Consider the following 18,608-nt stretch of genomic DNA (forward strand, 5'->3'; position numbering starts at 1 on the left):
GAGGCTTAGGATGTCTGCTAATACAACGGAAAATAAAAATACGGATAGAGATTTAGTTGAATTATCAGGTAAGACAGCTTATCAATATCCTTCTGTATATAGAGAATTAAACATCAATAGTAATAGATATAAAGTGGTAGACACTAATTATTCAAGTCCTTCAGGCTTTGACGCCATGACTGTCCAGAATAAAGAAACCGGCGAGTACTCCATCATCTACGTAGGCACCGAGCCAAACCAAGACAATAATAAAGCGGACATTTACACAGATGCTAAGCTTTTAAGTGAACTGGAAATAGATCAGATGACAGAAGCAAATGAGTACTACGAGGAAATGAATAAAAAATACGGCATTGATTCGGTTGCGGGAAATTCTTTAGGCGGCGGCCTTGCTCTTAGCGTCGGTGTCAATCACCCTGATTTAAAAACGGTAACATATAATCCAGCCCTGCTTCCAAAAGGAATGGTCGATCCAACAAAAGATTATTCAAATATGACAAGCTATTTCGGAAAATATGATCCGCTCACTTTAGCTGAAGTAGCTTTAGATTTAGGACACCGAATACCCGGTAATCATTACACCATTAACAATGGCCTGCCCGATTTTGGCGAGGACTTCAGCACCTTTATCAGCAATCATACTGGATACGGAAAATCTGAGTATGGTGTTGCCGAAATAGGTGCAGACGAATTCATTATTACAAGTATTTGGACAGAAGAACCGCTTTACGGCGGCGGAAATTCAACCAAAATCGAACTTAATAAAGGAGCTTTGGAGACCCTTGCCAGTTCGCTGGAATCCGAAATTAAAGGCAGAGCTTCAAGAATTTCCGGCTACATTGATAAAGCCGAAGATATTGTAAAAACTGAAGCAGATGCTTTTAACAAAAGGGTTGATACGCTTCGGGACATATTAATTGATATGGTAAAAGCAGCAGTAGGCGACCCTGCCATCCACAGCTTAACGAAAGACGGTGAGGCTGCCAAATTCCTTTTAAACAGCACAGATGCTTTAATCACTACGGCAGAAGACCTTTGCAGAGGGCTTAACAGCATATTAAACTCTCCACCCGCTCAGCTGATAGAGTTCTGCACCTCAACCAATATAAGTGTTGAATCTCTTTTTCGTTCACTGCGGAAAGAGGTTAACAAATCATTTGAATCCGTATTTGACACGGCCAGTTTATTTTCAAAGATCCTTGATACAGTCATTCCTATTCTTATTCGGGGCGGAACTGATTTTACAGATGATGCCGTGGTGAATGAATACAATTCACACTATACAATCCTTCAAAAGAATGCACATACCATGATCACCCAGATCGACAATTACAAGAGTCAGGTGACCGGATTTGTCGAAGCCATTTTTGATGCGGATCAGGATATTGGAACAAAAATCGAAAATGGCAGCGGAACATTAAATGAGATTGCACAAGTATCCAGAACCATCCCCTCCAACATGAACGACTCACCCTACTTCACTTTTGCCACTGACTTGAAAGACATTGTTTCCGAATCAAACTATGAGTTATTTAAAACGACCTGCACAGGCAGTTTGCTCCCTATTCTTTGCGCCTTTGAAAGTGCGTTAGTATTGGGAGAAACCATCCTAGAAAGCATTTCTTTTGCTGTTAAAAGCGCGGCTGTAACGGTTGTCTCTTTAACTCCGGATTTGTTCGGATTATTTGAACAGTTTGATCGGCAAATTAAAAATTTCGTACAGAAAATTACAGCAGTGCTTGATGAGGCAGCTAGCTTTGTGGAAGGTTTACGGGAAGGCATTGGGAAATTAATCATGAACCTGCCTGATTTAGTAGAAGCCTTCCAGCCCTATTTGGAAACAGCGATCTTCGAAGAGACAAAATATAAAGAACTTCATATCTATAATCAAGTTTCTTTATCCGCTCTGGAGGACATGGACAAACTTTTCGGCGACATTATTTATCAATTATCCGATCATAAATCTGAAGCTGTTCAGGTTCTCTGCGAAACTTCAGAAAAATTATCGAAAAATTTCAGTACCCTACGTGAACAAATTGAATGCTGTACTGTGAACTAATCCTTTCATCAGCCAAAGTAAGATATGATACCTAAAGCTCAATCACGTCCGATTGAGTTTTTTACTGGCTCCTCAAATTCCCTATCCAGCCGCCCCTTTCCCCCATGCTTTTCCATAACATCATCCTATAAAGATAAAAGCCCGCCCCCAAAAGGACAAGCTTCTACTTTTTCACTTTCGTCATCTTCTGCAAAATAAACACAATCAGCAGGACCGATATCAGGGCGATAATGGTGTTGAAGACCCATTCGGTCTGAAACCACTGAACCTGTTTTTCCTCTTTTGGAGCTGCTTTTTGCGGGCGTTTGATGCTTGAGCCTAATGTCGCCTCGCTGACGGATTCCTTTTCAATGAAGCTTCGAAATTCCTCGATGTCATATTGGGGAATCTGTGCATTTTTGCTGCCGTAAAGGAGCTGATACGGACCTGCGCTTTTCTTTTCGAATACGAGCTCATCTACCAGATAGGTGATGGTGATGCCCTGAAGATCAAGCGGTGCGTTATCTTCATTGCTGATGGTGATGGTGATTTTGCCGGCAGAAGAAGGCGATTGAAAGGTCAAATCCGTATTTAGAATGCGTGTATCTTTAAAGTCCGCCCGATAGAGCTCGGCTTCCCCGCTCAATGAAACCGGGAGGCCTGAGCCCTCTTCTATTTCCACCGTCCGCCGGAAGTTCCCCGCAGCGTTCACTGACACTTTGGCTATTTTAAGCCTTTGCTTATTTTCAATCGTGATCACGGTTTGCTTTCCTTTTTCAGCAGCCGTAAATTCCGGCGTTTTCTGTTTGGAAAATTCCTTGAAGCTTTCTCTTGTTTCGCTATGGATTAAGGATAGCCCGGGCAAGTTTATTTTCTCAGCGTTGTCGAGAATTTTGACTCGGTAATAGGTGTATTTCATTGCCATTCCCAGATCTATCGTATCTTTCTTCACTTCGCCCGTATTGTAAAGGGTATCTTCCGTTACAGGTTCCCACTTAAGACCGTCATAACTCCCCAGTACTTGGGTTTTCTTTAAAAAAGGCTGGTCAGGGAGATCTGCTTTCAGCGTTTCTCCAACAATGTCTGTGTTTTTCTCATCTTGAATCATTTTAAAATCATAGAGTGTATTTCCGTTTTCTTCTCTTCCGGGCAAGGGTTCCGAGGAGTAGACGGTTTCCTGTTCCGATACGTTTCCGTAGCCGTTTTTCATATAGTATGGAACGGTTTGTCCCTTCTCATTGACGATGCGAACGTCTCCCAAGTCTTCCCGTGCCCCGGAATATACCTCTTCATCCAAAAACAGAGACTGGTATTTGCCTTCGTTTTGAATCTCAATGTTTTTAGCAAATTTCCATGTATCCTTTTCTGCCAGTGCGGAAGGAGGACTGCTCCCCAGCAAAAAAGCAGCAGCCAGGAGGATTGATTTTTTATTCAGCTGAAACATTTTGCTGGGCCTCCTGCCGGCTTGATACTTTCTGGTACATATATGAAATGGCAAGCAGCGCTATTCCAAAGCAGAAATAGGCAATGATTCTGCTTCCCTCTGTTAAAAATGCCAGGTCGAAAAGGATTAGTTTCCCAGTAGAAAGCAACGTGATGCCAAGTCCAATCCGGCGAATATAGACGTATTGTTTTTTGAATCCGTAAAAAATGTAGCCAATCGCAACCGCCAGGAAAATGGTGCTGGCTAAAACTCCTACATCGCCCAAACGGAATTGGACATAGAGGAAAGCAGCCAGAATTCCGAGCAGGTAAACGGATAAAACCGTCGGATACAGCTCTACATTTTTGTATTGCTTCCGGATAAAGGAAAGCAGCAAATCTCTTCCGGTAAAGAAGATGAGCAGATTAAATCCGATTAATAGCACGAGAGCCAGATAATGAATAAATGTGTTTTGTTCTAGACCAGGCTCTAAAACCGGGATGCTTACCGTTACGGCAAGTCCGATGAGGCAGCCCAATGCATGAAGAAACAGGGCGTAATACCGGACAAACCGGTCATACAGCAAGGTGACTTTAGGAAGCAAATACCCCAGACCAACCGCAAGAAAAGCTTCCAGCATGAGCAGGTAAAACTGGTACTGATCAAAATCAGCAGGCACTCTCTCCCGGTACACCTTTACGGATTCATATAGGAGGTAGATCCAGCCATTTACAAGCGATGTATATTTCAGTCCATTCAGCACCTGTCTGAACGAGCGGAATGGAGCGGAAAGGCTCCCATGCTTTTTTTGCTGCAGCAAATAAAAGACCGGGACGAGAATGAGTCCAGCTGTAATGGCCGTATACTTTACATCAAAGAAATCTGTCAGGCCAATCGGGGCCCCTGCTGCTGTAAACAGGAAGGAAAAGAGACAAAGGGCGTAAATAACCCAGCCTGCCTGCTGGAGAGCCTTCTGCTTTCCTGTATAGCCGTAGATCATAAGAATCAGCGCCTCTGCGAGCCAGCCGATGGATACCCATGCAATGCCGAACTGGAAGGGAATGACCAGAATGGCAAACGTAAGAGATGTAGCGTAAAAAAGCAGCTTCGTCTGATGTTCCCCGGACAATTTCTTTTCGGCAAAACGGCCCAGCCCGAAATACACGAGACAGAAAATGACGGCTAAGAGACCCCGGAACGAATTCCATTCCAGCTCATCAAACAGATCGTAAATCACTGTACAGCTAATAAAGGTGTTCAGTCCGAGAAGGATGACATCCGGTATTTTGAGTGCTTTGCTGTGCTTAAACGGAAAGCTTAGGGTGATGCTAAGATAAAGAAGGAATGTGAGCACCGAATACATAAGATCCGCGACCGGACTGCCGGAAAGAGCAATCAGCAAAAGCATCGTTGGCATATTCAGCACGAAGCTGATGTAATGGACAATTTTCCATTGACGCTGAAACGATATCCACATAATGAACAGATTCAGCACAATGACATAGCCCATTGCTGCATAAACGGCGCTGCCTTCCACCCCAAATGCGATAATAAAAGAGTACAGCGGGATGTACCCCCCAATTAGACCAAACGTGCAAACCGTCCTAGAATGGTAACGGAGGGAAAGAAGGACCGCAGCTGCCGTAACGAGAATCGATAAAATGAGTGCAACGGGCATGCCGATTATGTTCAGCAGGAAGTAGCTGAAGAAAATCGACCCGTAAAGTACCGCGATTCCCCCGCCGATCAGCCCCAAGGCAAACGTTTTTTGCTGCTTGCGGTAAAGCCATTCCCCGCCCGCTAGCATCAGCCCCCCAAGAAGGAAAAAGGTTGCTCCCTTGAAGTAATCGTTAAACCATGTGGCATACGTATACCGGAATGCGGCACCAACCCCAAGGATGATCAGCAAGATTCCGATCCGGTTAATCCAGCTCAGTCCAATTTTCATTTCCACCTGATTTTGCTTCATTCGCTTTTGCATCATTTCTTCTGTTACTTCTTCTGCTGCCAGTTTTCCGTATTGCGCAGATACTCCTTGCGCCACTTCCTCTTCCCGCTGGTTCATCAGCTCTTTATGCTGCCTGATCCGCTCCTCTACCATATTTGAAAACCGTTCAAGGGCAGCAAGAATTTCGTGTTTTTCTTCCCCCAGATTTTTCGAGGCCCGCTGCTTTAATTGCTCAATATCTCTTTTGGCGTTTTGTTCCAGTTCCTGCAGGCGGTTTTCGCGGGAGCCTTTCCCTTTCCCGAAGTATGTACGGAGCTTTTCCTGGGAGACCTTAAGTATATTCAGCTTTTCATCCAGCATTTGCTCCTGGAGTGCATAGCGGAGCCTGCTGTTTTCATCGGTGATGTCCCGATTCATTTTCTTAAGCTCATGGACCTGCTTCTCATATAAGGCATAATCCTTTCGCAGCTGTTCGTTTTCCTGAATAAAATCCTGGGATTCATATTCTCTGACAATCTCTGAAAATTCACTTGCCAATTGGGCCTGTGCAGCTTTTGCCTTCTGCAGACGGCCTTTTAATTCATCCATATTAAGCCCCCTGAATGACCTTTATTTCTCACATCTATAGCTCCATTGGACTATATACCCTTATTTTTACATTCATACTAGTAAAATACAAAGTATTTTTTAAAAGTAAAAAAACCGCACAATAAAAGAGCCTGATTCTTCTTAGCGCTAAGAAAAATCAGGCTCCTGATTGACTGCAGTGTTACAGGCTTTCTCTAAGAATGCTTAACACATCTTCCTTCGTTAATTTCTTAAAGTTTCCGATTGGGCCAAATTGAATGGCTTCTTCCGCCATCCGTTCAAAATGTTCGTCCGTGATGCCCAGTTCTCCAAGCGCGGCAGGAGCACCTATTCGAGTGAAATAGGCTCGTGTCGCTTCAATCCCTGCAAGCGCCACTTCCTCATCTGTTTTGCCGTTCGGATCAATATTCCATACACGCAATGCATATTGAACGAATCTGCCCATTCCATCCTTGTACACATGTTTCATCCAATTCGGGAAAAGAATGGCGAGGCCTGCACCATGGGCAATATCATAGATCGCACTCACTTCATGTTCAATAACGTGGGTGGCCCAATCGGCTGTGACCCCTGTCGGAAGCGTTCCATTCATTGCATACGTCCCGGCAAGAAGCAGATTTGCGCGTGCATCGTAATCAGAGCCGTTCGCAATTGCCTTCTCCCCGTTTTCAATCACAGTCAGCATAATAGATTCCGCAAACCTTTCCTGAAGAGGAGTGCCTAGAGTCTGACTGAAGTATTGTTCAAACACGTGGGACATGATGTCTACAATCCCATTTACGGTTTGATTGGCCGGAACCGTGTAAGTAAGGGTGGGATCTACAATGGAGAATTTCGGATACATCAGCTTGCTGCCGAACGTCCGCTTCTGCTTCGTCTCCCAATTAGAGATGACAGATCCGCCGTTCATCTCAGACCCGGTTGCCGCAAGGGTAAGGATGGTTCCGATGGGAAGTGCCTGTGTAACTACAGCGTTTCTGATCGTGAAGTCCCACACATCCCCATCGTATAAAGCGCCGGCAGCCATGGCTTTTGCCGCATCAATCACGCTGCCGCCGCCAACCGCAAGCACAAATTGAATATCCTCTTCACGGCAAATTTGTATTCCTTTATTAACGGTTGTCAAACGGGGATTGGGCTCGATGCCGGAAAGCTCATGAACTTCCGCTCCCGACAGCTGCTCAAGCACCCGGTCGTAAAGTCCTGACTTTTTAATGCTCCCCCCTCCGTATACAAGCAGGATGCGTTCTCCGTACGGCTGGATTAATTCCCCCAGCTGATCAACTTTATTTTCTCCAAACACAAGTTTTGCCGGATTGTATAATTCAAAACTATTCATCGTTTATTCCCCCGTAGATTTTATTTTAAATAGATGGGCAATTATGCTGTTTTGCCCAATCGTTCAGACGCTTCTGTCTCCCTGCTGTCTTTATAAATGAGGATTAGCGCAATCACCATGCACAGTAAGCCAATTGCTTTAGACCAGTCAAATGAAATAACCTGTCCCCCAAACCAGCCAAATTGATCAATAACAAATCCAGCCGCTATCTGACCCGCAATAGCCGTTACATTCGCAGTTGTTACTCCAATTTCAGGGATGGCGAATATCGTAAGAAGCAAATAGGCTGCCCCAAAAAAGACACCGGTTAATTCCCATTTAGGAGCGTCTGCTAATGCCAGCAGGTTACCTTTTCCAAAAAAGAGAAGCCACAAGGATAAAAATAAGGCTCCCGTTAAAAACGTAATAAATGTCGTTTCAAGAGTTCCCATTTTATTGCTGAATTTCCCGTTAATCGAGGATTGGGCACTCATAATCAATCCGCCGAAAAACATAAACAATACAAGTAAAATACTCATCGATCGTCTCTCCTAGTAAATAAAGAATAAGGCAATCATCATAATGATGATCGCTGAAATTCTTTTATTGGTGATTCTCCTTCGGACACTCCCAAGCCATCCGAAGTGTTCAATGATGATGCTTGCCATCATTTGACCGGCTATGACGGCAATCATAGAAATTCCGACCCCTACTTCAGGAATTCCAAATATGAGCGCGGTCAGGTAAATTACACAAAACAGCCCGCCAAGCAAATACCATTTCGGCACCTTAAATGTTTTGTTTAAATCACCTTTACCGAAGAACAGAACGAGAATAAATAACAGAATACTTCCGGCAGCAAAATTATAGAAGCTGCTTTCCAATTTCCCTATCACTTTCCCGAGCTCCCCATATATGGCTCCTTCTATCGTTAAAGCCATGCCGGACAGCAGTGCAGCTAAATAAAAGATGATTTTTTTCATTGCAGATCCTCCTCTCTCAAAAACTTACAAGGATGATCTTAAAGGTTAGAGTGTTCTCCAACGCAAGGGATTTGTTTAAGAATAAGAGCGGGGTAAACTCACTGAAAAAAAAGGAAAAATACGGGGTTCAGGAAAGAAGAGTTTAAGAGAAATCGTTTACTTGGATAAACCTCAGAATAAAGCGGCAGTAACGTTACAGCTGTCAAATTTTGTAGACATAAACTGTGTTTAATAGGATAATTGTACTAGCTACTACATTATCCCGGGAGGGGAAAGCTGCTATGATCCGTGATTTGACCGCCCACACTGCCATATTGACCTCTTTTTTATTCATTGCCGGCCAGATTTTCAGAAGATATCCGACCAGCCTCAACGTTTACACAAAGCTTCTAACCGGACTCGTTGCGGGTGTGCTCGGTTCGATTCTTATGGTTTTATATTCCATTCCTGTTGAAGGAGGCATTCAGCTCGATTTTCGTTTTTTTGCGATCCTGCTGGCTGCCTTGTATGGAGGGCCGATTGCCTCGCTGCTGTGTGTTTTCATTATCAGCAGCTCCAGAATATTTTTCTATGAGTGGAGTTCAGCCTCCATTACGGCTTGCGCCGCCATGCTGGTTCTATCCATATGCTGTATTTTTCTCGCCCGCACATCGTTCTCCATTTTAGTTAAATCAGCAGCGATGAATGTCGTCTCGATTGGAATCGTTATGGTTTCCTATTATTTTCTGGTTGAAGACAGGGAAACGCTTCAGCAGGTCTACACAGCCATTCTTCTTGCCGGGCTTCCCTCTGGATTCTTTCTTTCATTTGTAGCCGAGTATATCAATAAATCGAATATTCAGTTCCATAACCTTAAGAACATATCGTCAAAAGACTTTTTAACCGGCATTAATAATGTGCGGCGCTTTGACGAACTGATGAATACCAATGTTCAAAAAGCACTGAAGACGGGAAAGAGCCTGTCGATTCTCCTTATTGACCTTGACCATTTTAAACAGGTTAATGACACATACGGCCATCCTGCGGGAGATGCTGTGCTTCAGCAAACGGCTCGGATTCTTGAACGGCACGCCAGAAATAAAGAAGAGGTATCCCGGAATGGCGGGGAGGAATTTAGTGTGCTTCTCTATGACTGTTCATTAGAAAAAGCAGGGAGGATGGCTGAAACAGTCCGGCAGGCCATTGAATCGGAAGCTTTCATGCTGCCGGACGGAACGGCCATCCGTCTGACTGCCTCGATCGGGGCTGCCTGCTATCCCGAGAACGCTGCACGTCCTGATCTTCTTTTTGAAACAGCCGATCGAGGATTGTATGCAGCGAAACGGAATGGACGAAACCGGGTTGGCTATGCGGAGCAAGAGGAATTTTCAAGCGAAAAGAAGCAGCGAACGAAGGAAACCGTTTAGAAATCAGAAACAGGCTCCCGGAAATCTCCGGAAGCCTGTTTTTTTATTACACCATAATTTTGCAAATGTCGTTCGTAAACTCAACCGGATCCTGAATCGGCAAACCTTCGATAAGAAGCGCCTGATTATAAAGCAAGCTTGTGTAAAGGGACAATTTTGCTTCATCTTTTCCAAATGCGTCCTTTAAGGATTGGAAAACCTCATGGTTCGGATTGATTTCAAGAATTTTGTCCGCCTGGATATTTTGGTTATCCGGCATCGCTTTTAGGATTTTCTCCATTTCAATCGAGATTTCTCCATCAGCCGTTAAGCAAACCGGATGGGATCTAAGGCGTTTAGATACACGCACATCCTTTACCCTGCCTGCAAGAAGCTCTTTCATGCGATCGAACAATTCTTTGTTTTCGGCATCTTCTGTTTGTGCTTCTTTTTCCGCATCCGCGTCTTCAATTCCAAGATCGCCGCTTGATATGGATTTAAATTCCTTCTCTTTATAAGACATCAGCATGCGGATCGCAAATTCATCCACTTCGTCAGTAAAGTAAAGAATTTCAAACCCTTTATCCGCTACCATTTCCGCTTGTGGGAGCTTTTCAATGCGTTCGTGGCTCTCGCCGGAAGCGTAATAGATATACTTTTGATCCTCAGGCATTCTGGATACATAGTCAGCGAGTGTCACAAGCTTCTTCTCGGTGGAAGAATGGAACATAAGCAGATCCTGAAGATCTTCTTTGTTCTGGCCAAAGTCGCTGTATACGCCATACTTCAGCTGTCTGCCGAATGAAGCGTAAAACTTCTCGTACTTCTCGCGGTCTTCCTTGAGCAAGGATTGCAGCTGGCTCTTGATTTTATTTTTAATGTTTTTCGCAATCAGCTTAAGCTGACGGTCATGCTGGAGCATTTCACGTGAAATATTCAGAGAAAGGTCCTCGGAATCTACCATCCCTTTGACGAAGCTGAAGTAGTCCGGCAGAAGATCCGAGCATTTTTCCATAATCAGGACACCGTTGGAGTATAGCTCAAGACCTTTTTCAAATTCCTTTGAATAGTAGTCATATGGCGTTTGTTCCGGAATGAAGAGAATCGCATTGTACCGTACAGCTCCGTCTACGCTGATGTGCACATGCTTAAGCGGCTTATCGAATCCGTAGCGCTTCTCCGCATAGAAGTTCTCGTAATCTTCATTTGTAAGCTCGCTTTTATTCTTCCTCCAGATTGGCACCATGCTGTTGACAATCTGCTCTCCGAAAACTTCTTCATACTCGTCCTCACTGCCCTCTTTCAGTTTGCTTTCGGCAGCATCCATTTTAATAGGATAGCGGATGAAGTCAGAGTACTTTTTAATAATGGATTTGAGGCGGTACTCTTCCAAATACTCATCATAGCTTTCATCTTCCGTATTCTCTTTGATCGTCAGAACAATTTCCGTCCCTACCGTATCTTTTTCAGCGGTTTCGATCGTATACCCGTCTGCTCCATCGGACTTCCATAGGTATGCTTCCTCGCTGCCGATCGGCTTTGTCAGCACACTTACCGTGTCCGCTACCATGAAAGCAGAGTAGAAGCCGACACCGAACTGTCCGATGATATCATGGCCATCCTTCGATTCATTTTCCGTTTTGAACGCGAGAGAACCGCTCTTCGCGATGATCCCAAGGTTGTTCTCAAGCTCTTCCTTTGTCATTCCGATTCCTGTGTCCGAAATGGTTAAGGTACGCCGTTCCTTATCTGGCGCCACTTTTATGTAGTAGCCCTCTTTATTAAACGTTAACGTATCATCAGTCAGGGCTCTGTAATAGATTTTGTCAATCGCGTCACTGGAATTGGAGATCAGCTCGCGCAGGAAAATCTCTTTCTGAGAGTAAATGGAGTTGATCATCATTTCTAACAGTCTTTTCGACTCAGCCTGGAATTGCTTTTTTTCCATGAAAATCTCCCTTCCTTCACCTTATATTGTAAATACCTGCTCTATCAGTTTATAAAATTAGCACTCTGTCATCAAGAGTGCTAATCCATCTTTTTTTTTATTTCCCCTTAAAAATCTGTTTCGAAACGGATAGAGCACGGAGTGTAAGAGGGATTCAGAGGAAAAATTTCACTAAACCGAACCCAAGCAAGGATAAAAGAACGGATCCAATTAACCCCGCTATAAACGGTTTTAAACCGAGCTTGCGGAACGTTTCAACATTCACGTTAAGCCCGAGTCCCGCCATCGCCATGGCAATCAGAAGATAAGAAAGGTTCACCATAGCTTCCGCGGTTTGTTCCGAAAAAATGCCGGCCGTGTTTACTGCGCTCATCGCAAGAAATCCGAAGATAAACCAGGGAACAATGGACCAGGAGAAGCTGCCCTTTGAAGCACGCGGAGCCCCTTTTTGCATAATCAGTCCGATGACGATTGCTACAGGAACAAGAAGGGCCACCCTGGTAAGTTTGGCCACCACTGCCTGATCCACCGCTGAATCTCCTCCGGCTGCAGCTGCTGCCACGACGTGTGCCACTTCATGAAGAGTCGCTCCCGTAAAGATGCCGTATTGTGAGGGAGTCAGGGGCAGGATTGAATAGCAAAGTGTGTAGATCAATGTAAACAGGGTACCGAGGACAGCGATCACAGCTGCGCTGACCGCCGTTTCATCATCTCTTGCTTTCAGCTGGGGAGAGATGGCTGCGACTGCCGCGGCTCCGCAAATCGCCGTGCCGCACGCCGTCAGAAGGCCAAGCTTCTTTTCCACTCCAAGTAATCGCGCCAGTCCGTATACGGTGAAGAGGGCAAAGATGATATGAATGGCGGATAGAATCATCAGACCCCATCCTCCATGATAAATGTCAGCTAAATTCAGCCTCATTCCAAGCAGGATAATCCCTGCTCTTAACAGCTTTTTACTGGAAAACGATATACCGGGCATTACAGCTGCTTTTACTCCAAAGGCAGCTCTCCATGCCATTCCGAGCAAGAGGGCAATAACCAGCTGTCCCAAAATAGAGAGGAATGGAAGGCCGGATATATACTTTGCAGAGATGGCTAAAAGGAGCGTAATCGCCATTCCTTTAGTCCATCCTGCATCGATTCGATATTTTATTGGTTTTTTCATGATTTTCTCCATGGGTGCCACTTCCTTACGTTGTTACTTCAACATTAATGGAGGATTAACTATTAGTAAAATACATATAAATAATTATATTTATTAGTATTTATAATAAATGGGAGTTTAATCCAATTTACAATTGTTAATGAAACTAAACATGTCATTAACAATCCCCTGGTATGATGACCTTGTCACAAAATGAGGAGGTACATACATTGAGCAAAGCATGGAAAAAAGTTTTTATCCTTTTATTGGCCCTTTTCTTCATTCCGGTAAGCGGAAAAGCAATTGATCTTCCGCTTGGTGCGAAAAACGGAGGCATCGGCAGCAGCACGAATTATAAAAACGAGCTTCCAAACATTTCACTGGATCAAAAGGTCAATCAAATCATTTACCCTCTTTTCTCGACCCCTTCCATCTCTAAAAAGGGAGAAACGATGACGATTAAAGTAGACACGCAAGGAAAGCAGGCCGGAGAATGGGCGGTAAAGCTGAAGCAAACCAACCATTCATCTTTAACCTCGGTCTATGAACTTCCCGTCCAAAGCGTGTCCCAAGGAACCTCTCATTGGAAAAGCAGCCCAAACATTCAGGATGTTACCGTTCAAATCCCGGCTGACGTCCCGGAAAAGCTTTACGATCTTGAAGTTTCCTACACAGGGAACGGACAGCGGATAACCGACAAACAGCCTCATTCTGTAAAAGTAGTCGACGAGTTTAAGAAAGATTTCACCTTTTTGCATATGACGGATACGCACGTCGGGTCCCCAAGAAACCTCGGCGATCCCGCAGATCCTTCCTCATTTACTCCTGCCCGGGCAAGAGAAACGGGAATGTGGAATCCTGATCAATCAAAGCGCTGGCTCTACCTTCAAAAAGCCATTAAAGAAGTCAATTTGGCAAACCCTGACTTCGTCGTCGTAACAGGTGATTTGATGTTCGGCCAGCTGAATCCTCTGGAATACATCTATGAGTACGAGGAAACGTACAGAGTTCTGCAGCAGCTGAATGTTCCGGTCTATATCGTTCCCGGAAATCACGATTATTACGCTCAGGATGCCACTCTTACGGATGGCGCAAAATATTGGGAAAAATACTTTGGTCCGCAATATTTCTCCTTTAACTATGGTCCGTATGCCCACTTTATCGGGTACAATTCGTTTGACTGGAACAAAATTGACAGAAGCGGTACCGGAACGGTCTCCGTGCCAACATGGGGAGGCCAAATCCGCTCCCAGCAGCTCGACTGGATCAAAAAAGATCTGGAAGAGAATGAAAAAACGGCTCAGCCCGGCCAGGTAAGAGGCCTGTTCTCCCACCACAATCCATTATGGCAAGACCGGGACATCTGGCCGCAGGATGATCGGGAAGTACAGGAATACTGGAAACAATATGACCAGCAGCATGATCCGCAGCGGTTAACCACCCTGATTCTGGGGGAAAAGCTCGGGATTAAGTATGATCAGCAATGGCACGGGGAAAACGCCAATGAGCTCATTGACGTGATGAAGCAGCATCATGTGAACATAAGTCTGCACGGGCACACACACGAGGATAATGTAACAAAAAAAGACGGCATCCTTTATACAACGACAACCGCTATCGAATTATCCGGTAAGCCGTGGGTTGGCTTCAGACAATTCAATGTGAACGACGGCGCCCTCTCCAACTATAATTACGAGGAACCGGGACACTCGATCCCCGTTTATCAAAATGGAGATACAAGCTCCGGAGTCATGTCTTATGAAGCAAGCTACAAGGAAGCCAATGATGGACAGGCTTCTTATCAGGAAGTAACGGTAACCAACCGACTGAAAAAGCCAATGACTATTTCGGTGCCCCTCTATATGGCCGAGGGCTCTTATCAGGCATCTGCGGGGAAAATTGTGCAGAATTACAGCGCCGGCGGCAAGCAGTACCTGGAGGTTAAGCTCACTCTTCCAGCAAACCATACAGAAAAACTAATCATAAAATAATACAAGGCAGGTTCTGATTTCTTCGGAACCTGCCTTATTTTTTCACCTTTGCTTCTCGGTGTATTATTAGTAGAATGGATACAAAACAATCTGCTTATTTACATAGCTAATCGAAAGGCGGGATGAAAATGTACTATGATGCACTCAAAACATTTGTCACTCTTGCAGAGATAAAAAATTTCACAAAAACGGCTGAAGAACTTCACATTTCCCAGCCCAGTGTAAGCCTCCACATAAAAAACCTGGAAAAAGAACTGCAGACCAAGCTTTTCATCCGCTCTCCCAAATCGCTGAAAATCACTCCAACCGGGGAAATCCTATACAGCCGCGCCAAGCAAATGATTCATATGTACGATCAAACGAAGCAGGATATTCTGGAACATCACCACGACGTGAAAGGAAAGCTGACAATCGGGGCGAGCTTCACCATCGGAGAATATATTCTGCCTGCGTTTCTTGTGGATTTTCAGAAGCAATATCCGAACCTCGACCTCGAAATCCTTATTGGGAACACGGAAGAAATCGTTCATTCTGTGCGGCTGTTTAAGGTCGATATAGGCCTGATTGAAGGACAGACGAATGAAAAAGAGCTCACTGTGGAGCCTTTTATGGAGGATGAGCTTTTTATCGTGGCTTCACCCGCCCATCCCCTGTCCGGGAAAAAGAAAACGAAGATTACAGATTTGCACAGCGAAACATGGGTGACAAGAGAAATCGGCTCCGGTACACGCGAATATTTGGAGCATGTGATCCGTTCGAACGGGTTAAAGGTACAATCGTTCCTGACCATCAGCAGCAGCCAGGGAATAAAAGAGACGATCATAAGCGGGATGGAGGCATTGTCTCTGCTCTCCTATCATGTGATTGAAAGAGATATCCATAACAAAGTGCTCTCTATTATTCCAATCAAGGACCACAATTTCAAACGGAAACTTTCGATGGTGTCTTCCCCTGCTATGGAAAGCAAGATGAACGTCGAAGCTTTTATGGAAGCGCTGCGAAATTGGCGAAAAAGCAGGAACGGCAGGTAGATTGGTGTCGAAATTTGGGGAATCGATAATAAAATGGGAGTTTTCGATTATATATTGGAAATATCGATCATATATGTAGATTTTCGATAATAAATCCATGAACCGCTAACCAAACTGAATCACAAACTGCCGCTCTCTCTGCAGAATACACTTGATTGGTAAAAAATAACAAAAATGACCTACCCTTTAGGCAGGTCAAGTGCTTGGTATGCTAACTGATACTTTCCGCCTTCAGCCACTTCTGAATGATAAAGTGCTTTGAGGGCGAAATTTTTCTCCAGGTCATGTTCTTCCATCATTTCTTTTAAGCGGTGCTGCAGTTCTTTGTTGTCTTTTACCAGCTGTTTCATTTGGCCTTTGAAGTATTTCACTGGACATAGCTCCTTCGAGAATTGGATTCTCCAAGTATATCATGCCCGCTCCAGCCCTTTCTCAGCTGCCCGCCACTTTTCCGAAAGTCTTTCAATATGCTGCGGGCCTGTCCGGCAGCAACCGCCTATCAGCCGGGCCCCGGCACGATACCAGTCTTTTGATTCATGATCCAGTTCATGATCGGATTCATGCCCATGCCACGTTTTTGTGGCGGCATCATATGCTTCTCCTGAGTTCGGATAGACAATTACCGGTTTTTCGGTCTGGGCGCTGAGTCTTTTAACGGATTCCGCAATAAGAGAAGCCGGAGCACAATTGATTCCGATCGCGGCAATTTGGCTGTTTCCTTCCAATAGCTCTGCACATTTCTCAAGCGGTGTGCCGTCACTGATTTGCGCATCATTTTTTAAGGAAAAAGACAGCCATGCATAAGTTTCCGGGAATTCTTTTACAAGCGAGGCTAAAACTCTTGCTTCCTGAAGGGAAGGAATGGTTTCAATGGCCAGCACATCCGCACCCGCTTCTATTAAGGCTGCCATTCTAAGACGGTGAAAAGCAGCCAGCACTTCATCGGTCACACCATAGTTTCCTCTATACTCTGATCCATCAGCAAGATAGGCTCCATAAGGGCCAATCGATGCTGCAACAAGCGGTTTAGGACGGTTCGCCTGCTCTTTTCCCTCCCAAAAATCGTCTCTTGCCTTCTTAGCGAGCTGCACTGTTTTTTTGATAAGATTCAGTGCCTCCGCTTCTTCCATTCCCCGTTTTGAAAATCCATCGACCGTCGCCTGGTAGCTTGCCGTAATCGCGCAGTCAGCTCCGGCACGGAAATAATCTGTATGAACCTGATAAATCAATTCAGGATTTTCGAGCAGCACTTTTGCCGACCACAGGGGATCATCTAAATGACAGCCATGCCGCTCGAGCTCTGTAGCAAGAGCGCCATCAAGAATCATGATGGGATAGGCAGCTAAAATCTCTTCAATTGGATTGAGTTTTTTCGGCATAAACTTCGCCCCTTTTCTTCATAGTCTGAGTTACATAATAGCTTCCGTAGCAAAACAGGATAAAGGGAATGCCGCAATAGAGGGCAATCCTCTGTGTCGGATCAAAGGCGATTCCGATCAGTGACGCGAGACAAAGGACGAAAGATGCAATCGGCACGAATGGATATAGCGGTGTCCGGTATCCCAGGTCCTCTACCGATTTCCCCTGCCTGATATATTGCCTTCTAAAGAAAAATTGAGACGCGCTGATGCTCATCCAAACCGCGACGACAGCCAGCCCTGAAATCGAAACAAGGACGATGTAGACCGTGTCCGGAGCGATGACACTCGACAGCAGGGCCAAGCCGCCTCCGGCCATGCTGAGAAAAAGAGCATTTAACGGCACGCCGCGCTTCGTTACTTTTGCAAAAACAGGAGAGATCGTTTTCTTATCCGCAAGGGACCAGAGCATTCTGGACGCCGCATACAAACCAGAGTTGGCGGCGGATAAAATGGCGGTCAGGATAACAAAATTCATCACTTCCGCAGCATAAGGAATTCCGATTCTCTCGAAAACCGCCACAAACGGGCTTTTCAGCACACCGGCATCCGAGGAAGGCAGCAGAGCAGACAGGACAACAATCGTTCCAACGAAAAAAATAATCAATCGCCACACCGTTGTCCGTATCGCCTTAGGTATGGTTTTTTCCGGATTCTCCGTTTCTCCGGCAGCGATGCCGATCAGTTCTGTCCCTGAATAGGCAAAATTCACGGCAAGCATCGTCATCAGAACGGCAAACGCTCCATTTGGGAACAAGCCTTCATTTGTGAAGTTTGACAGGAAAGGAGCAGGTTCAGAATCAGCCAGAGGAAGAATCCCGATCATGGCAGCTCCGCCCAAGATGATGAAGATGACGATCGCTGCCACCTTCACAGAAGAGAACCAGAACTCTGATTCTGCAAAAAATTTAACGGTCACCGCATTTAAAACAAAGATTAAAACCGCAAACAGCGCACTCCATATCCAGACATTGACGGATGGAAACCACCTTTGCATCAGCAGCCCGGCCGCTGTAAACTCCGATCCGAGCGCAACCGTCCACGTCAGCCAGTACAGCCAGGCAACCGTGTAGCCTGTTCCAGGCCCAATGTATTTAGCAGCATAGCTGTGAAAAGCCCCTGTTTCAGGCATATGTACCGATAGCTCTCCCAGACAAAGCATAACAAGGTAAACGACCACCGCTCCAACAAGGTAGGAAAGAAGCGTTCCTAATGGACCTGCCTGCTGAATGGTATAGCCTGTACTCAGGAATAATCCGGTCCCGATTACACCTCCGAGTGAAAGCATAATCAGATGTCTTGATTGCATTTTCCGCTGAAATCCAGTCTCTCTCTCCATCTTGACTCTCCTTTGTTTCACACCCAGAAAAATGAAAAACGCACCCTTTTTGCA

At 45.1% G+C, this 18,608-nt stretch carries 14 protein-coding genes; 4 read left to right on the plus strand and 10 right to left on the minus strand.

Annotated elements, in window-relative coordinates:
• Window positions 1–10: 10 nt before the first annotated feature.
• Complete coding sequence (locus CEF21_RS00995) at window positions 11–2,059, plus strand: SA1320 family protein (protein WP_123913013.1); 2,049 nt, start codon at window positions 11–13, stop codon at window positions 2,057–2,059.
• Between the two features lie 163 nt (window positions 2,060–2,222).
• Here CEF21_RS00995 and CEF21_RS01000 read toward each other — a convergent pair whose 3' ends face one another.
• From CEF21_RS01000 to CEF21_RS01020, 5 genes are all read right to left on the minus strand, one after another.
• Window positions 2,223–3,482, minus strand: coding sequence for a DUF3999 family protein (locus tag CEF21_RS01000; RefSeq protein WP_123913014.1), 1,260 nt, complete (start codon window positions 3,480–3,482; stop codon window positions 2,223–2,225).
• A complete protein-coding gene (locus CEF21_RS01005; RefSeq protein ID WP_123913015.1) occupies window positions 3,466–5,997 on the minus strand; it encodes a DUF2339 domain-containing protein in 2,532 nt (843 codons plus the stop codon). Before CEF21_RS01005 ends, CEF21_RS01000 begins: the two co-directional genes overlap by 17 nt.
• Window positions 5,998–6,178: 181 nt before the next feature.
• Window positions 6,179–7,336 (minus strand): iron-containing alcohol dehydrogenase, encoded by a 1,158-nt coding sequence (locus tag CEF21_RS01010; RefSeq protein WP_123913016.1) that lies wholly within the window; start codon window positions 7,334–7,336, stop codon window positions 6,179–6,181.
• A gap of 41 nt (window positions 7,337–7,377) precedes the next feature.
• Window positions 7,378–7,854 carry a DMT family transporter gene (locus CEF21_RS01015; protein ID WP_123913017.1) on the minus strand — a complete coding sequence of 159 codons (477 nt, stop codon included), beginning with the start codon at window positions 7,852–7,854 and terminating at the stop codon, window positions 7,378–7,380.
• 12 nt (window positions 7,855–7,866) lie between these two features.
• Window positions 7,867–8,298, minus strand: coding sequence for a DMT family transporter (locus CEF21_RS01020; RefSeq protein ID WP_123913018.1), 432 nt, complete (start codon window positions 8,296–8,298; stop codon window positions 7,867–7,869).
• Window positions 8,299–8,579: 281 nt separating this feature from the next.
• Here CEF21_RS01020 and CEF21_RS01025 point away from each other — a divergent pair, with 281 nt between their 5' ends.
• Entirely contained in the window at window positions 8,580–9,704 is a 1,125-nt protein-coding gene (locus CEF21_RS01025; RefSeq protein WP_123913019.1) for a diguanylate cyclase, read from the plus strand.
• Between the two features lie 46 nt (window positions 9,705–9,750).
• Here CEF21_RS01025 and htpG read toward each other — a convergent pair whose 3' ends face one another.
• Together htpG and CEF21_RS01035 are read right to left on the minus strand one after the other, a co-directional pair.
• Window positions 9,751–11,631, minus strand: coding sequence for a molecular chaperone HtpG (gene htpG, locus CEF21_RS01030; RefSeq protein WP_123913020.1), 1,881 nt, complete (start codon window positions 11,629–11,631; stop codon window positions 9,751–9,753).
• Window positions 11,632–11,785: 154 nt separating this feature from the next.
• A complete protein-coding gene (locus tag CEF21_RS01035) occupies window positions 11,786–12,796 on the minus strand; it encodes a YeiH family protein (RefSeq protein ID WP_481747613.1) in 1,011 nt (336 codons plus the stop codon).
• A 209-nt stretch (window positions 12,797–13,005) separates the two neighbouring features.
• Here CEF21_RS01035 and CEF21_RS01040 point away from each other — a divergent pair, with 209 nt between their 5' ends.
• Window positions 13,006–14,766 (plus strand): metallophosphoesterase family protein, encoded by a 1,761-nt coding sequence (locus CEF21_RS01040; protein WP_164462062.1) that lies wholly within the window; start codon window positions 13,006–13,008, stop codon window positions 14,764–14,766.
• Between the two features lie 128 nt (window positions 14,767–14,894).
• Entirely contained in the window at window positions 14,895–15,797 is a 903-nt protein-coding gene (locus CEF21_RS01045; protein WP_123913023.1) for a LysR family transcriptional regulator, read from the plus strand.
• A gap of 179 nt (window positions 15,798–15,976) precedes the next feature.
• Here CEF21_RS01045 and CEF21_RS01050 read toward each other — a convergent pair whose 3' ends face one another.
• The 3 genes from CEF21_RS01050 to mmuP are packed head-to-tail and all read right to left on the minus strand — an operon-like array spanning window position 15,977 to window position 18,554.
• Window positions 15,977–16,168 carry a hypothetical protein gene (locus CEF21_RS01050; RefSeq protein WP_123913024.1) on the minus strand — a complete coding sequence of 64 codons (192 nt, stop codon included), beginning with the start codon at window positions 16,166–16,168 and terminating at the stop codon, window positions 15,977–15,979.
• A 39-nt stretch (window positions 16,169–16,207) separates the two neighbouring features.
• The gene (gene mmuM / locus CEF21_RS01055) at window positions 16,208–17,176 is read right to left on the minus strand and encodes a homocysteine S-methyltransferase (protein ID WP_123913025.1); all 969 of its coding nucleotides are present in this window, start codon (window positions 17,174–17,176) and stop codon (window positions 16,208–16,210) included.
• Window positions 17,151–18,554 carry an S-methylmethionine permease gene (gene mmuP / locus CEF21_RS01060; protein WP_123913026.1) on the minus strand — a complete coding sequence of 468 codons (1,404 nt, stop codon included), beginning with the start codon at window positions 18,552–18,554 and terminating at the stop codon, window positions 17,151–17,153. The genes mmuM and mmuP overlap by 26 nt, the downstream gene beginning before the upstream one ends.
• Window positions 18,555–18,608 lie beyond the last annotated feature (54 nt).

The sequence above is a fragment of the Bacillus sp. FJAT-42376 genome, from assembly GCF_003816055.1.
Classification (GTDB): Bacteria; Bacillota; Bacilli; order Bacillales; family Bacillaceae; genus Metabacillus_B.

Excerpts from the sequence above, each read along its gene's own strand:
- CEF21_RS00995 (WP_123913013.1), top strand. The coding sequence starts at position 11 with ATGTCTGCTAATACAACGGAAAATAAAAATACGGATAGAGATTTAGTT.
- CEF21_RS01000 (WP_123913014.1), bottom strand. The coding sequence starts at position 3,482 with ATGTTTCAGCTGAATAAAAAATCAATCCTCCTGGCTGCTGCTTTTTTG.
- CEF21_RS01005 (WP_123913015.1), bottom strand. The coding sequence starts at position 5,997 with ATGGATGAATTAAAAGGCCGTCTGCAGAAGGCAAAAGCTGCACAGGCC.
- CEF21_RS01010 (WP_123913016.1), bottom strand. The coding sequence starts at position 7,336 with ATGAATAGTTTTGAATTATACAATCCGGCAAAACTTGTGTTTGGAGAA.
- CEF21_RS01015 (WP_123913017.1), bottom strand. The coding sequence starts at position 7,854 with ATGAGTATTTTACTTGTATTGTTTATGTTTTTCGGCGGATTGATTATG.
- CEF21_RS01020 (WP_123913018.1), bottom strand. The coding sequence starts at position 8,298 with ATGAAAAAAATCATCTTTTATTTAGCTGCACTGCTGTCCGGCATGGCT.
- CEF21_RS01025 (WP_123913019.1), top strand. The coding sequence starts at position 8,580 with ATGATCCGTGATTTGACCGCCCACACTGCCATATTGACCTCTTTTTTA.
- htpG (WP_123913020.1), bottom strand. The coding sequence starts at position 11,631 with ATGGAAAAAAAGCAATTCCAGGCTGAGTCGAAAAGACTGTTAGAAATG.
- CEF21_RS01035 (WP_481747613.1), bottom strand. The coding sequence starts at position 12,796 with ATGAAAAAACCAATAAAATATCGAATCGATGCAGGATGGACTAAAGGA.
- CEF21_RS01045 (WP_123913023.1), top strand. The coding sequence starts at position 14,895 with ATGTACTATGATGCACTCAAAACATTTGTCACTCTTGCAGAGATAAAA.
- mmuM (WP_123913025.1), bottom strand. The coding sequence starts at position 17,176 with ATGCCGAAAAAACTCAATCCAATTGAAGAGATTTTAGCTGCCTATCCC.
- mmuP (WP_123913026.1), bottom strand. The coding sequence starts at position 18,554 with ATGGAGAGAGAGACTGGATTTCAGCGGAAAATGCAATCAAGACATCTG.